This window comes from Flagellimonas sp. MMG031 (assembly GCF_040112705.1).
Classification (GTDB): Bacteria; Bacteroidota; Bacteroidia; order Flavobacteriales; family Flavobacteriaceae; genus Flagellimonas.
In genome coordinates this window covers 67,405-80,804 of record NZ_CP157804.1, presented here as the reverse complement: position 1 = coordinate 80,804, position 13,400 = coordinate 67,405, and the positions used below count along the sequence as shown (strand labels likewise).

General features: G+C 40.8%; 12 protein-coding genes and 1 tRNA gene. 9 read left to right on the top strand and 4 right to left on the bottom strand.

The genetic code is table 11. The features are described 5' to 3' along the window. Nucleotides 1-2: 2 nt before the first annotated feature. The 6 genes from ABNE31_RS00360 (at nt 3) to ABNE31_RS00335 (ending at nt 5,480) form a co-directional block, all read left to right on the top strand. Nucleotides 3-1,337 (top strand): hypothetical protein, encoded by a 1,335-nt coding sequence (locus ABNE31_RS00360; RefSeq protein WP_252080634.1) that lies wholly within the window; start codon nt 3-5, stop codon nt 1,335-1,337. Between the two features lie 6 nt (nt 1,338-1,343). After that, on the top strand, nt 1,344-2,243 hold the full coding sequence (locus ABNE31_RS00355; protein WP_252080633.1) for a helix-turn-helix transcriptional regulator: 900 nt from the start codon (nt 1,344-1,346) through the stop codon (nt 2,241-2,243). A gap of 371 nt (nt 2,244-2,614) precedes the next feature. After that, nucleotides 2,615-3,172: an N-acetyltransferase gene (locus ABNE31_RS00350; protein WP_252080632.1), complete on the top strand. Its 558-nt coding sequence runs from the start codon at nt 2,615-2,617 to the stop codon at nt 3,170-3,172. A gap of 161 nt (nt 3,173-3,333) precedes the next feature. Next, nucleotides 3,334-3,846, top strand: coding sequence for an SMI1/KNR4 family protein (locus ABNE31_RS00345; protein ID WP_252080631.1), 513 nt, complete (start codon nt 3,334-3,336; stop codon nt 3,844-3,846). A 391-nt stretch (nt 3,847-4,237) separates the two neighbouring features. Continuing rightward, on the top strand, nt 4,238-5,110 hold the full coding sequence (locus ABNE31_RS00340) for an alpha/beta hydrolase-fold protein (RefSeq protein ID WP_252080630.1): 873 nt from the start codon (nt 4,238-4,240) through the stop codon (nt 5,108-5,110). Nucleotides 5,111-5,243: 133 nt separating this feature from the next. Next, a complete protein-coding gene (locus tag ABNE31_RS00335; RefSeq protein WP_252080629.1) occupies nt 5,244-5,480 on the top strand; it encodes a hypothetical protein in 237 nt (78 codons plus the stop codon). 502 nt (nt 5,481-5,982) lie between these two features. Here the strand turns inward: ABNE31_RS00335 and ABNE31_RS00330 are convergent. Then, nucleotides 5,983-6,055 (bottom strand) — tRNA-Met (locus ABNE31_RS00330). Between the two features lie 334 nt (nt 6,056-6,389). On the opposite strand from ABNE31_RS00330, the gene ABNE31_RS00325 reads away from it, so the two are divergent. Then, nucleotides 6,390-7,754, top strand: a complete 1,365-nt coding sequence (locus ABNE31_RS00325; RefSeq protein WP_293287004.1) for an amino acid carrier protein — start codon at nt 6,390-6,392, stop codon at nt 7,752-7,754. Next, the gene (gene era, locus ABNE31_RS00320) at nt 7,744-8,625 is read left to right on the top strand and encodes a GTPase Era (protein WP_293287097.1); all 882 of its coding nucleotides are present in this window, start codon (nt 7,744-7,746) and stop codon (nt 8,623-8,625) included. Before ABNE31_RS00325 ends, era begins: the two co-directional genes overlap by 11 nt. Here era and ABNE31_RS00315 read toward each other — a convergent pair. Continuing rightward, nucleotides 8,622-9,137 carry a GTP-binding protein gene (locus ABNE31_RS00315; RefSeq protein WP_293280300.1) on the bottom strand — a complete coding sequence of 172 codons (516 nt, stop codon included), beginning with the start codon at nt 9,135-9,137 and terminating at the stop codon, nt 8,622-8,624. The two genes, era and ABNE31_RS00315, sit on opposite strands and share 4 nt — an antisense overlap. A gap of 76 nt (nt 9,138-9,213) precedes the next feature. On the opposite strand from ABNE31_RS00315, the gene der reads away from it, so the two are divergent. Further along, nucleotides 9,214-10,515: a ribosome biogenesis GTPase Der gene (gene der / locus ABNE31_RS00310; protein ID WP_179385676.1), complete on the top strand. Its 1,302-nt coding sequence runs from the start codon at nt 9,214-9,216 to the stop codon at nt 10,513-10,515. Between the two features lie 78 nt (nt 10,516-10,593). Here the strand turns inward: der and ABNE31_RS00305 are convergent, their stop codons facing one another. Together ABNE31_RS00305 and pbpC are read right to left on the bottom strand one after the other, a co-directional pair. Beyond that, a complete protein-coding gene (locus ABNE31_RS00305) occupies nt 10,594-10,911 on the bottom strand; it encodes a DUF1016 N-terminal domain-containing protein (protein ID WP_349351954.1) in 318 nt (105 codons plus the stop codon). Between the two features lie 110 nt (nt 10,912-11,021). Then, nucleotides 11,022-13,394 carry a penicillin-binding protein 1C gene (gene pbpC / locus ABNE31_RS00300; protein ID WP_349351953.1) on the bottom strand — a complete coding sequence of 791 codons (2,373 nt, stop codon included), beginning with the start codon at nt 13,392-13,394 and terminating at the stop codon, nt 11,022-11,024. Between the last annotated feature and the right edge of the window lie 6 nt (nt 13,395-13,400).

Sequence of the window (13,400 nt, the reverse complement as noted above, 5' to 3'; positions counted from 1 at the left end):
AAATGAAAAAAATCACGAAAATAACTATTACAGGCATCTTTATTTCAGTAGCATTTGGTTTTATTTGGCACATAGGATACAGCCAAAATATTATTCAGGACCAAGAAATGCAATCTTCATTTATGGGAAGTATTCTTGCAACATCCGATGCGGATATGTTGGCCACTGCTTATGCGGATGGTATATTGAATAAAGTAAATGGAATTGAAGATTCTTTAAGTTTGGTGAAGGTGGTAAATGGAAAACCGATAATGGTAAGTCAAAAATCAGTATCTAACTCCGTTATTTCTTGGCCATCAATCATTGCTTGGAATTCAAATGTCAAGTTAGCTTATATTGCCGAAACGCGAGGTATTTTTGAAAAACCTGAACAGGTGGTAGATGATGTTTGGAAAGATTTGCCCCAAGGAAGAAAAGTATCAGTTGTAGATTATAACGATCCTAATCATCCTAATTTGGTTCAATCGATTGATGTGGGTGAGAATATTCAAGGAGTGTCCATCAACGCAAGCTCGGATTTATTGGTGTCGGGTACCACGGAACCTGGCAAAGAAATTATGATTGCAACTCTGGTACAAGGTAAAATAACGTCACGTTTTTATTTTTCAAACCCTGATATTTTAAGAAAAAAAGATAACAATTCAGGAATTAGGACTATTGAATTTCATCCAACCAAAAACATTATCGCGGTAAATCTTAACAATACCCATCTAGTTTTCTATCGGATAAATAAAAAAGACTCTTTAATTAATATTGAACAAATCGGTGAGTCCATGGAGGTTGCAAAAAGGTGGAGTGTCGGAAATTGGCATCCATCAGGAAACTTTTTTATATTGACAGACGTGGCCTGGGGCAATGGTACAATGGGTGCAATTTTTAACGGAAAAGGAAAATTGATTTCAATAAACTTCAACTCAAATGGTAATCACAAAATTGTATCAACCACTAAAGTAGGCCTAAGCCCTGAAGGGTTTGACATTAGCCGAGATGGGAAGTACGCTGTGGTTGCAAATATGCGTAGAACTTATGGACCTAAGAAAATGTGGTTTGTACCGGCCCGTAAAAATGCATCTTTGTCCTTGGTGAAAATCGACAAGGATTCAGGGGTTTTGACCACTTTGGGCAAAGAATACCTCTTTGAAGGTGCCTTGCCAGAAGATGCAATTTTTGATTTGGAGAGCAATTCTATTGCTGTTGCTGTTTATCAAAAACAAGATGAGGAGTTCCCTAAGCAAGGTTGGATTGACTTTTGGGAATTGAAAAATGACCAACTAGTGAAAACTGGTTGCCGAATTCATTTGACAAGAGGGGTGCATAATTTATTGCTGATCGAATAAAATAACATGGACAAAGTTGTCAATATAAAAAGCATTTTTGAACTACAACGTATGGGAGGTATGAAACCATTGAACCACCCTTTGATTATGGTTGTTCGTTTGGAAGAAATACCGAAATTACCAGATAAATATCCGACTTCCATGAGTTATGATTTCTATTCCATAGGGTTAAAACGGAATTTGAATGGTTATGTGAAATATGGAAGAGAAAAGTATGATTTTCAAGAGGGGGTTATGGGCTTTTCTGCTCCAGGGCAATTAATTTCCTATGATAGGGATGTTACCTTTGGATCCTCTGGTTGGATTCTTTTTTTCCATCGGGAAATTCTATTTGGACACCCCTTGTCAGAGTTGATTGATAATTACGGCTTTTTTGATTACGATGTCAACGAGGCACTTCATCTTTCCAAAAGTGAAGAAATGCTTCTGGAACAAATTTTTGAAAATATTTACTCGGAATATAATAAGCAGTTCGATACTTACAGTAAGTCGGTTGTATTAAGTAACATAGAACTATTGCTTACCTATGCTAACCGTTTTTATGGTAGACAATTTATAACAAGAAATGACGCAAGCTCTGGTTTAATTTATCGTTTTCAGAGTGAGGTTAAAAATAGGTTTGAAAGGAAATATTTAATAGATTCAGGACTTCCTACCGTAGCTTCTTTGGCTGAAGCTTTACATGTCTCACCCAACTATTTGAGTGATGCACTTAAAACCCTGACCGGTAAAAGTACACAAGAGCATATACACTTTCAGCTTATTCAAAAAGCCAAACAAAACCTTTTGGCCACTAACAAATCTATTTCCGAAATTGCCTTTGAACTTGGATTTGAATACCCCCAATATTTTAGCCGACTATTTAAGGAGAAAACAGGTATAACTCCCACTGATTACAGAAAATAAAAAAACTTAGAAGTAGTTATTTAATTGCTTTAAGTGAAAAGTGCAATCGATTGATTCATTGTTTTCTAGTCCATTTAAATTAAATACTGCTGACCTATGTTATCAGCAATATCATTTAAAACCTGCAATTATTGATAAAGCAATGTAATTAAAACAAATCTTGACGACCTTATTAAGGTAAGAATCAGTTTAACATGTGACTTGTTGGTTTTGACTGTGAATAAAGGGTATGACTCATTTAAAACTTAGTTTTCGCACATTATTCCAATCTTGGAATTTTTGGCCTGCACCTCAATAGGTACCATACCATTGTTTTTGACATCGGCCAAAGAAAAGACATTAAATTTTTGAGTATCAAATAGAAAAATAACATGACGATTAGAAGAGCTAGGAAGGAAGATTCAAAAGTGATTACGAATATTTTATTGCTTGCAATGGATACCATAATTTATAAATTCATTGGGGAGGACTCAATGGACAAGGCAAGTTGTTTTCTGGTAGGTTTGGTTCGAAAAGAGGCAAATCAATATTCATATGAGAATTGTTGGGTTGCAGTTTCCGGTGAGGAGATAGTAGGCGTCGTCAATGTTTATAAAGGCGCCGATTTTCTTAGGTTGAGAACACCTGTGTTATATGAAATAAATAAATGGTCCCAAAATGGTTTTACTCCTGAAATTGAGACGGAAAAAGGTGAACTGTACATTGATAGTTTAGGTGTAATCCCTAAATTTCAAGGAAAGGGCATAGGTTCAAATCTGCTAAAATATTTAATCACTGAATATGCAATTAAAGATAAGAAAACGTTAGGTTTACTGGTGGATTTAGATAATACTGGTGCCAGTAAATTGTATCAGCGATTAGGGTTTGTAAAAGTTGGAGAAAAGCTATTGTGCGGAAAAAAAATGGAGCATCTTCAACTTAAATGTTAGTCAAATCAAAATAGATGTTTTAAATATCAATGAGCTATCAAATTAATTATGGATTTTCCATAGATAAACAAGAATATGAGTTATTATCTAATCAGGTAATTGAATGGTGGTTGGACAACAATTAAAGTTCAAATAAACGATATCCATAAAAGGCTCAACCTATGAAAAGCTTACTATCTCAAATATCGGATACGGCATTAAAGTTAAAGGATATTGAGTTCACAATAAGTCAAGTGGATAATCAATGGCTGGGTAATGAGCCATCTAGTGAGTCGGGAATTTCGGAGGTGGAAAAAAGGCTTAATGTTGAATTTCCGAGTGATTACAAAGATTTCTTATTAATCTCGAATGGGTTTGCAGCGCCAAATGATGTTGAACCAACTTTTCTGCCGATAGAAAGAGTTGATTATTTAAAAAATATCGATAACGAACTAATTGAAATTTGGACTAGGGATGGTATATCAGAAACTGGAGAAGAATTAAAGAGGAGCATCCTGATTGGAGGAATTGATGAAGAACAATATTTTCTAATCATTCCGCCCGATTCTAAGAATCAAAAATGGAGGTATTGGAAGTTTGCAAGTTGGATTCCTGGCGAAGAGGAATATAAAAGTCTGTACAATTATTTTGAAGACGTCTCAGATTTTCTGAATCAACAAATGGTAACGAATTAGTAATTTGATGTATTCAACAATATCAAAGTTTAAATAAACGATTTAAACTAATCTGCTAATGTATCATCAGAGAATTGAAATCAAACTGAATAATATCGTTGGTCCTAGAAAAACTCAGATTTTCAATTGATGTATATTTTAGAGTTTATCATTTTGGAACTTTTAATGGTCTACTGGATTTATAGAACAGTCAAGTATCGAAAACCAACTAAAAATAGCCCATATAGTTATCGGATTTTTGTCGGAAATATCGGTGTAGCAATACTTATGATATTTACTTTAATTTGGTTCGTGTCTAATAAGAAATCCTTTTTTGTGGAACTATGGGATTCGATAACAAAATGAAAACCGAATTGAGCTCAGTGAATAATAACCAAAGTTCAAAAAAACGATGAAAGAGTATAAATTGATACTTCTTGTTTCTTTACTTTCTATTTTCAGGTTAGCCAGTGCAACATTACCTGATTTTGAGACTATTAGTCATAAGTCTTCCGACACATTAATTCTGAAAACGGGCGTTTACACACATGCTTCTTTCAAAAGTGAAAGTAGGGGAAATGTGGATTTCAATGTATATCTACCTCCAACTTGGTCCAAAGATAGTTCAACAGAATATCCATTAATTATATTACTTCATGGTCAAAATGGAAGTGAATATTCCTTTGTTGATGCCCTGCCTGCGGACAGTCTAAACCATTGGGTCAAAACTGGAGCCATACCAGAAATGGTTGTGATTGCTTTAAGAGGAGGAGAAAACACCCGTGATATGCAATGGTACAGCGATGAAAATGTAAATATGATCACAAGCGAAGCAGAAGATGAATTAAGGAAATATTGCAATGAAAAATTCAATAGCACAATGGACAGCTCTAAAATCTCGATAATTGGTCATTCTAGAGGGGTTGCAGGTGCACTTAATTTTGCTGTAAACTATCCCAATAAGTTTTCTTCGATTGTATCCCTTTCCTATGTGAGTGATTATACAATTGAAGGTTTAAAAGAATCGGTTACCAAAAATCGTGAAAGCATTATAAATAGTAGTATCGGGATTCAGATGTACATTGGCAATGAAGATCGATTTGTTCTTGAAGCAGATAGAAGAGGAAGTTGGATAATTAATTCATATTTAAAGGAAAATGGTATTATAAACAAGCTAATAACAATAGAAGACACTTCTCATGATTTATCAGAACTATTCGAGTATCCAAATGGTTTAAATTATTTTGCTTTCTGCTCCAAAATGTGGAAAAAAGTAAAGGAATAAAATATATGAGAAATAATAGCTCCTTAAGGCAGTCTGAATAATTAATAGTTCAAAAAAACGATTCACAAAAAGCTTTTATCTGCTGTGTAGCACGATTTTTGTAACTTTATATCAAAGTGATATTCCAATGAACATGTCAGAATCAAAATCCACAAAAAAAGAACTGGTAGGTTGGATAGAGTCCCTAAAGGATGATACGATTTTAGGGCTTTTGAACTCGGTAAAACTTTCAAGTGAGGGAAAGTCAGGTGACTGGTGGGATGAACTTACAGAAAGTGACAGGGTAAATATTCTTTCAGGAATACGGGACTTTGAGCAGGGTCTGGCGATGAGCTCAAAAGATTTTTGGAACGGCTTGGCCAATGGTTAAACAGTATGAGGTCAAATGGACCGAAAGGTCGTTATCCAACGCATTGGAGATTAAAGCATATCTAAAAAAAGGTTCAGCGGAAAGGAAATAGTAAGATTTGAGGAACTTTTGAGGCAATTTGAGAATACTGTATCCAATTTTCCAACGCTTTATCCGGAATCACAAAAACAGAAATCGTTAAGACGAGCTGTCGTCCATAAAAACACTACCGTCTATTATATTTTCAAAGAAGATAAGGTCACGATCATTGCTATGAAAGATAATAGACAGCTCAAACCGAGTCGCTAAAGTTCAAGTAAACTGTGATTTCCTTTAGATAGAACTGCATTTTTTCCAATTTTACCAAGGTTATTGTCTTTGATTTCTTGTTCCCTAATTCATAATCCACCAAAAAACACCAATTTTTTTGTGCCAAAATAAAAAAGTTTGGATTCTGTACCTATTCTGTACCCATGGTAAAAAAGAAAGGCCCCCGATTTCTCGGAGGCCTTGCCTGCTCTAGTAGCGGGGACTGGACTCGAACCAGCGACCTTCGGGTTATGAGCCCGACGAGCTACCTACTGCTCTACCCCGCGGTTTATATTTTAATGTTGCCTGCGGTTGCAACTGTATTTCAATTTTTCAAAGCGAGGAGCCCGACGAGCGGACCCTGTGCTGAGCGTAGCCGAAGCATACTGCTCTACCCCGCAATATATGTTTTAAGTTTCTCTTGGAAACCTATTCTTTCAATAAAAAACTCAGTCGGTGTAGGTACCTTGCCCTGAGCTACGTCGAAGGGTACTGCTCTACCCCGCGATGTGGACGGCAAATATACAACGCTTTTCCCTTCATTTCCAAACTTAAATTTAATATTCCATTTTCCTTAACATCTATCCCGTCCAAAATCCATAAATTCGACGTTTTTACCTTATGGACGCAATCAACGAGTTTATATCCTCCCTCTTGCCTTATACGGAGTGGCCCATGTTTATCTTGCTAATAGGTGGAGGGCTTTTTTTGGCATTCTATTCCAAATTTGCACCCTTCCGTTATTTTGGACATGCCATTGCCGTGGTTTCCGGTAAGTATGATGACAAAAATGCCAAAGGGGATGTCAGTTCTTTTCAGGCCTTGTCCGCAGCAGTCGCCGCGACGGTCGGATTGGGAAATATCTCTGGGGTGGCCATTGCCATCCACGATGGCGGTCCTGGTGTGGTCTTCTGGATTTGGATGACCGCACTCTTGGGTATGGGAATCAAATTTTACTCGGGCAGTTTGGCCATCATGTACCGCGGTACCGACTCCGAAGGTCGCATGCAGGGAGGCCCTATGTTTTATATCACCCAAGGGATGGGAAAATGGGCAAAGCCCATGGCCATCTTTTTTAGTATCTGCGGACTTTTTGGCTTTTTGGGCGTTTTTACTGCCAATCAATTTACGGAAGCCTTTATGGGCGTGGTGCAACCTCATGAAACACTTTTGGCGACCAGTGAGTTTAACTGGAAGCTCGGCATCGGATTTTTCTTGGCCATCATCACATCGATTGTGATTTTTGGTGGTCTCACCAAAATTGCCAAAGTAGCTTCGGCCATTGTTCCTTTTATGGTAGGAGTATATTTGTTGGCGGTCATATTTGTGATGGCAAGTCACGCAGGGGAGGTTTTCCCCGCTCTCAAAATGATTCTTGTCGAGGCCTGGAACTTCGATACAGCGGTCACTGGCGGATTCTGGGGCTTGGTCATCGTTGGGGTTCGCAGGGCCATGTTCTCCAATGAGGCCGGACTGGGTAGCGCACCCATGTACCACGGGCAATCCCGGAACGACGAACCTGCCAAGGAAGGATTGGTAGCCATGTTGGGTCCATTTATAGATACCATATTGGTATGTACCTTCACCGCGGTGGTGATTATTTTGAGCGGAGCCTATCTGGAAGACGGTAGTGGTATTGTGATGACCATGTCGGCTTTCGAAACTACTCTTTACGGCATGGGAGATGTACTTTTGATGGTGATTGTAGCTGCGTTTGCATTGTCAACCTTGTTTACCTATTCCTACTACGGTGTGAAGAGTTTATCATTTTTGACCAACGCCAAAATCGGAAAATGGTACAATGTGTTCTTTGTAGTGATGATCGTTTTTGCTGCAGTGGCCTCCCTAAAATTGGTCAAAAACTTGATTGATCTCTCTTATGCATTGATGGTAATTCCCAATATGATTGCAGTGTTGTATCTTTCACCCAAGGTGAACGCAGCATCCAAACAATATTTTGAAAAAAGAAGAAACGGTGGCGCATAAATCAGGATTTGTAAATATTATCGGCAACCCCAACGTAGGGAAATCCACGTTGATGAATGCTTTTGTGGGCGAAAAACTGTCCATTATCACCTCCAAGGCGCAGACCACCCGTCACCGCATCTTGGGAATCGTGAATGGGGAAGATTTTCAGGTGATTTTGTCCGATACCCCCGGGATTATAAAACCAGCCTACGAATTACAAACCTCCATGATGGACTTTGTAAAGTCCGCCTTTGAGGATGCTGATGTGCTCCTCTATATGGTAGAAATCGGCGAAAAGGCGCTCAAGGATGAATCCTTTTTCAAAAAAATACAGAACAGCAAGATTCCTGTGTTGTTATTGCTCAACAAGATAGATACATCCGACCAGCAAAAATTGGAGGAACAAATGCAGTATTGGCAGGAACAACTGCCCAATGCCGAAATTCATCCCATCTCCGCTTTGGAAAACTTCAATGTTACCGAAGTCTTCAACCGTATTTTGGAATTATTGCCTGAAGCACCGCCCTATTACCCCAAGGATCAAATAACCGACAAGCCCGAACGCTTTTTTGTGAACGAGACCATCCGTGAAAAAATCCTGCTCCATTACAAAAAGGAAATCCCGTATGCCGTTGAGGTGGAAACCGAGGAGTTTTTGGAAGATGAGGACATCATCCGAATCCGTTCGGTGATCATGGTGGAGCGCGATACCCAGAAAGGAATCATTATTGGCCACAAAGGCAGTGCCCTAAAAAGAGTGGGCGTGGAATCTCGAAAGGATTTGGAGAAGTTCTTCGCCAAGCAGGTACACATCGAACTTTACGTAAAAGTGAACAAAAACTGGCGTAGCAACTCACAGCAGCTCAGACGTTTTGGGTACAATGGCTAGGATTCGTCCCCAACGCGCTCAAAAGGAGCAATAGTCTCCCGAACAAATTGCTTCAGTTGTTCCATTTGTCCCTTTCCCTTCGATTTTCCCAAGCGACCGAACGCATAAAGGGCAAACCACAGCACCACCAAAAGGAACATGCCTACCAAAAAGAGCGTAATATCCTTGCCCAAGGAATAATTGGAATAGGCAAATATGCCCAAAATGATAAAAACCGTACCCACACCAAAATGCAGGAACATAAAAAAGGTCCAAAGGGTAGGATTGGGACCAAAAACCCCTCGGATATTGCTGATATGCTCCTCAAAAGAGGATAGTTCCAAATGAAGTTGAGGCGTCCAAAAGGTGGTTTCCGCCTTTTTGAACTTCACAAAAATATGTTCGTCCAGTCGTTTGATCAAAAACGGATGGGCCGAAGCGGTATCGAAAGTGGCCTCCAAATCCTTTAAATCCGCCTTTACGGACACGCGAAAACGGGGCCTTAAAACTAGCTCATTGGTCAGGTCGCTCATAATCATTTGAAAATGATGAAAAAAGGTATCATTTTTTCTTCATAATAAATGGTATTTTTGCCAAAAATTAAACCTGATGGGAGCTATCGTAGCCATTGTAGGGAGACCCAATGTTGGGAAATCCACTTTTTTTAACCGACTCATTCAACGCCGTGAGGCGATTGTCGATGCTGTAAGCGGTGTCACGCGCGACCGTCATTACGGAAAAAGTGACTGGAATGGCAAGGAGTTTTCGTTGATCGATACTGGAGGTTATGTGTTGGGGAGCGACGATGTTTTCGAAAAAGAAATCGACAAACAGGTAGAATTGGCCATTGATGAGGCCGATGCCATCATTTTTATGGTGGATGTAGAGTCTGGGGTGACCGGGATGGATGAAGATGTGGCCAAATTGCTTCGCCGGGTGGATAAACCGACCTTCTTGGCGGTCAACAAAGTGGATAATACCCAACGGATGGCCGATGCCGTGGAATTTTATGCCTTGGGATTGGGTGATTATTATACCATTTCCAGTATCAACGGGAGCGGAACGGGCGAACTCTTGGACGCCCTTGTGGAAGTCTTGCCCGACGAGAAGGAAGAGGAAAGTGAATTGCCGCGCTTTGCCGTGGTGGGACGCCCCAATGCCGGGAAATCATCCTTTATCAATGCCTTGATAGGTGAGGATAGGTATATTGTGACCGATATTGCGGGGACGACCCGGGATAGTATCGATACCAAATACAACCGTTTTGGGTTCGAATTCAATTTGGTGGACACCGCGGGTATCCGAAGAAAATCCAAGGTAAAGGAAGATTTGGAGTTTTATTCCGTGATGCGTTCCGTAAGGGCCATTGAATATTGTGATGTCTGTATTTTGATGATGGATGCCACCCGAGGTTTTGACGGACAGGTACAGAATATTTTTTGGTTGGCGCAGCGCAACAATAAGGGTATTGTAATATTGGTGAACAAATGGGATTTGGTGGAAAAGGAGACCAACTCCGTAAAGGAATATACCAAGGCGATACACGAGGTGATTTCTCCTTTTGAAGATGTACCGATCTTGTTTATTTCGGTGCTGAACAAACAGCGGATTTACAAAGCCATCGAAACTGCAGTAGAAGTGTATAAAAACCGTTCCAAAAAAATACCGACCCGCAAGTTGAACGATATTATGCTTCCTATTATTGAAAAAACACCACCTCCGGCCACCAAAGGGAAGTATGTGAAAATCAAGTTCTGTACGCAGTTACCGACCCCTTACCCGCAATTTGCGTTTTTCTGTAATTTGCCGCAGTACGTAAAGGATCCCTATAAACGGTTTTTGGAGAACAAAATCAGGCAGCAATTTGATTTTACGGGAGTTCCGATCACCATTTTTATGCGGAAGAAGTAAGGTTGTAGCTGTCGGAATTTTTGAGGATTTTACTCACATCTACTTATTTGCGTTTTTAGATTTAACAGACGATGTCTGCTATATTCCTTTAAAATCCGCAGATAGTGTTTGCGGTTTTGAGTAAACAAGGTAAAATTGCCTCATTTGCTCTAGGTTTCTCTCTGAAAATCCTTTGCCAAATTCTGTTGTTAAAACTTTGGATAAATCACGCAAGAGTCTCTTCCCATATTCTGCCCTGTTTTTACCGTTTTGTTCCTCTTCTACAATCATCCTTCCAATTTCATAGTAAGTCTGTACCATTGTTTGGTTTATAGTACGCACCACATTTTTTCTTGCCGATTGTAGCAAATCGACAATTTGAGAGAAGAATTTTGTGTTTGAAGGTTTGTTTGACATTGTTGCCTAAGATACATTTTTTTGAAGCGCTGACTCAACTGGCTCTTTTCGTTTTTTGCACTATGTTTTTACATCAATAAAACAACCCCCCCTATTTATAAGAAAAACAATTAGTTCCCAGAAGCATACCGCACTTCCACCTCTTGCTGTATCCGGTTTCCTTGGCTGTCCACTGCGGTTAGGGTATAGGTGCCTGGTTCTATTTCCAAAATGAGTTCATGGAAATTTTCTGTTTTGCCCAAAAAGGTCTCATCCAAATACCAATAAATGGTAGTGTTGGATTGCTGGTGGGCCAGTTTTAGAATGATTTCCCTGTTTTTTTTGCCCAAATCCTTTGGGATCAACACAGCTTCGTTGTTCTTGGGATAAATGAATTCCATCAAATTGTTTTCCAAAGCAGAACAACCCTCCAAATAAGGGGGCAAAGGTTGATAGTTGGGGTTGGAAGACGCATAATAATATTCCAAAATAGGAGGGAGTACCAACCAATTTTTGGCCACCATGTCTTCCAAAGGATAGCATTCCGAGTTTACCCTAAACCGTTCCGTGGCATCCAAAAACACCTGCTGATGATAGGGGCAGGGACCACTTCGTGTTCCATGGGTGGGTACCCATTCCTTTTTGACATCATCACAATAAACTGAGGCCCGAAACCCACTCTGCTCACATACATCCAGCTCCACAAGGTCATCAAAAGGCTCTTGGAACCAACCGCTCTGTGGCAATGCATCCAAGACATCAAACAGGAGCGGGGCGGCTGCGGTAATGCCTGTGAGTCCCGGTCTGCCCTCCCCATCGGCATTGCCCGCCCAAACCCCAATGGCGTACTTTGGCGTAACCCCAACGGCCCAGGCATCCTTAAACCCGAAACTGGTCCCGGTTTTCCATGCGATGGGTTGGGAGGAATCAAAAAATTGCCAATTTTCATCGCCTTCGGGTCGGTTGACCTCGTACATCGACTGGAACGTGCTATAAATAGATCCTGCACCAAAAACTACTGGGTCAAATTGCTCCTTTCCAAAATCGATCGTCTCATCTTGAACATAGGTGGCCTCATTAAATTCCTGACTTCTATAGGTGCTTGAATGGGCCGAAAAATAATTGAGGGTCGAAGCCAAGGAAGCGTAGGTGGAGGTCACTTCCCAAAGGGAACTTTCTGCTCCACCGAGAATCAGGGATAGTCCATAATGGGAGGAAGGCTTATCCAGCGATTCCATGTTCATTTTGTGAAGTTTGTTATAGAATTTCTCTAGGCCATATTCCCGCAGCAAACGAACGGCAGGAACGTTCAGCGAACGGGAAAGTGCTTTGCTGGCCGGCACCGCTCCTGTATAAGTCAGGTTGAAGTTTTGGGGATTGTACCCATTGATCACGGTAGGCACATCTTCCACCAAAGTGTGGGGCAATAATTGTCCTTCATCCAACAGGGAAGCGAACAAAAAGGGTTTTAAGGTACTCCCTGTACTTCTTTTTTTGGTAACGATGTCCACATAATTGGCGTGTGTTTCGTCCGAAGGGGAGTTTCCCACATACCCGAGTACTTTTCGGGTCTCCACATCCAGTACCAAAATGGCCAAGTTGTGTATTTCATTGCTTTTGAGTTGTTGGTAATGCCGTTCCGCCAAAAGATTCAGTCGTTGTTGTAAAGGTCGCAACACCGAAGTGGTCACGCGCTCGCCGGGATGTTCATTTCGGATACGCTCGGTGAGATGGGGCGCTACATCGGGCAAGGGCATGGGCTCTTGGGGTAATGGTTCGGCAATGGCCAAATCATAGGTTGTTTCGTCAATGACCTCCTTTTCCCATAATTTTTTTAATAGTCGGTTACGCTTGTCCAGAAAGGACTGTTCGTTTCTTCCCGGAAAAATGAGGGCGGGTGCATTGGGCAAAACCGCCAAGGCTGCCGATTGGCCCCAACTCAATTCGTGGGCTGGAATCCCAAAATAGCGCCAAGCTGCGGTTTCCAATCCCACTACATTACCGCCATAAGGCGTGTGGGAGGCGTACAGTTTTAAAATGTCTTCTTTGGAGTGACGAAGCTCCAAGCGAGTGGCCATAAACACCTCAATGAGTTTTTCCCAGTACGTCCGGCTTTGGTTTTTTCGGCTGAGACGGATCACTTGCTGGGTGATGGTACTGCCACCTCTTCGGGTTTCTTTGGTGAGATTATGGCCAACGGCCTTAAGGATGGAAATAGGGTTGAATCCGGGATGCTGGTAAAAATACTCGTCCTCAAATAAAAGGATGCTCTTTTCGAAGCGTTCCGGAACCGAGTCCATTGGGGGAAACCGCCACTGGCCATCGGCTGCGATTCGCGCTCCAATGAGGGCACCGTCCGAACTGTTCACCACAGTAGATGTTGGGTCTTTGAACAGATTTTTGGGCAGGCAAAACAACCATAAGACCAAAATGATGAAAAATACACCCATTTTGATCTTATGGTCGATGAACAGTTTTTTTACTGGCGATAAAAACTCACTCATTCAACC

Excerpts from the sequence above, each read along its gene's own strand:
- ABNE31_RS00355 (WP_252080633.1), top strand. The coding sequence starts at position 1,344 with ATGGACAAAGTTGTCAATATAAAAAGCATTTTTGAACTACAACGTATG.
- ABNE31_RS00360 (WP_252080634.1), top strand. The coding sequence starts at position 3 with ATGAAAAAAATCACGAAAATAACTATTACAGGCATCTTTATTTCAGTA.
- der (WP_179385676.1), top strand. The coding sequence starts at position 9,214 with ATGGGAGCTATCGTAGCCATTGTAGGGAGACCCAATGTTGGGAAATCC.
- ABNE31_RS00305 (WP_349351954.1), bottom strand. The coding sequence starts at position 10,911 with ATGTCAAACAAACCTTCAAACACAAAATTCTTCTCTCAAATTGTCGAT.
- ABNE31_RS00345 (WP_252080631.1), top strand. The coding sequence starts at position 3,334 with ATGAAAAGCTTACTATCTCAAATATCGGATACGGCATTAAAGTTAAAG.
- ABNE31_RS00315 (WP_293280300.1), bottom strand. The coding sequence starts at position 9,137 with ATGAGCGACCTGACCAATGAGCTAGTTTTAAGGCCCCGTTTTCGCGTG.
- ABNE31_RS00325 (WP_293287004.1), top strand. The coding sequence starts at position 6,390 with ATGGACGCAATCAACGAGTTTATATCCTCCCTCTTGCCTTATACGGAG.
- ABNE31_RS00350 (WP_252080632.1), top strand. The coding sequence starts at position 2,615 with ATGACGATTAGAAGAGCTAGGAAGGAAGATTCAAAAGTGATTACGAAT.
- pbpC (WP_349351953.1), bottom strand. The coding sequence starts at position 13,394 with ATGAGTGAGTTTTTATCGCCAGTAAAAAAACTGTTCATCGACCATAAG.
- ABNE31_RS00335 (WP_252080629.1), top strand. The coding sequence starts at position 5,244 with ATGTCAGAATCAAAATCCACAAAAAAAGAACTGGTAGGTTGGATAGAG.
- ABNE31_RS00340 (WP_252080630.1), top strand. The coding sequence starts at position 4,238 with ATGAAAGAGTATAAATTGATACTTCTTGTTTCTTTACTTTCTATTTTC.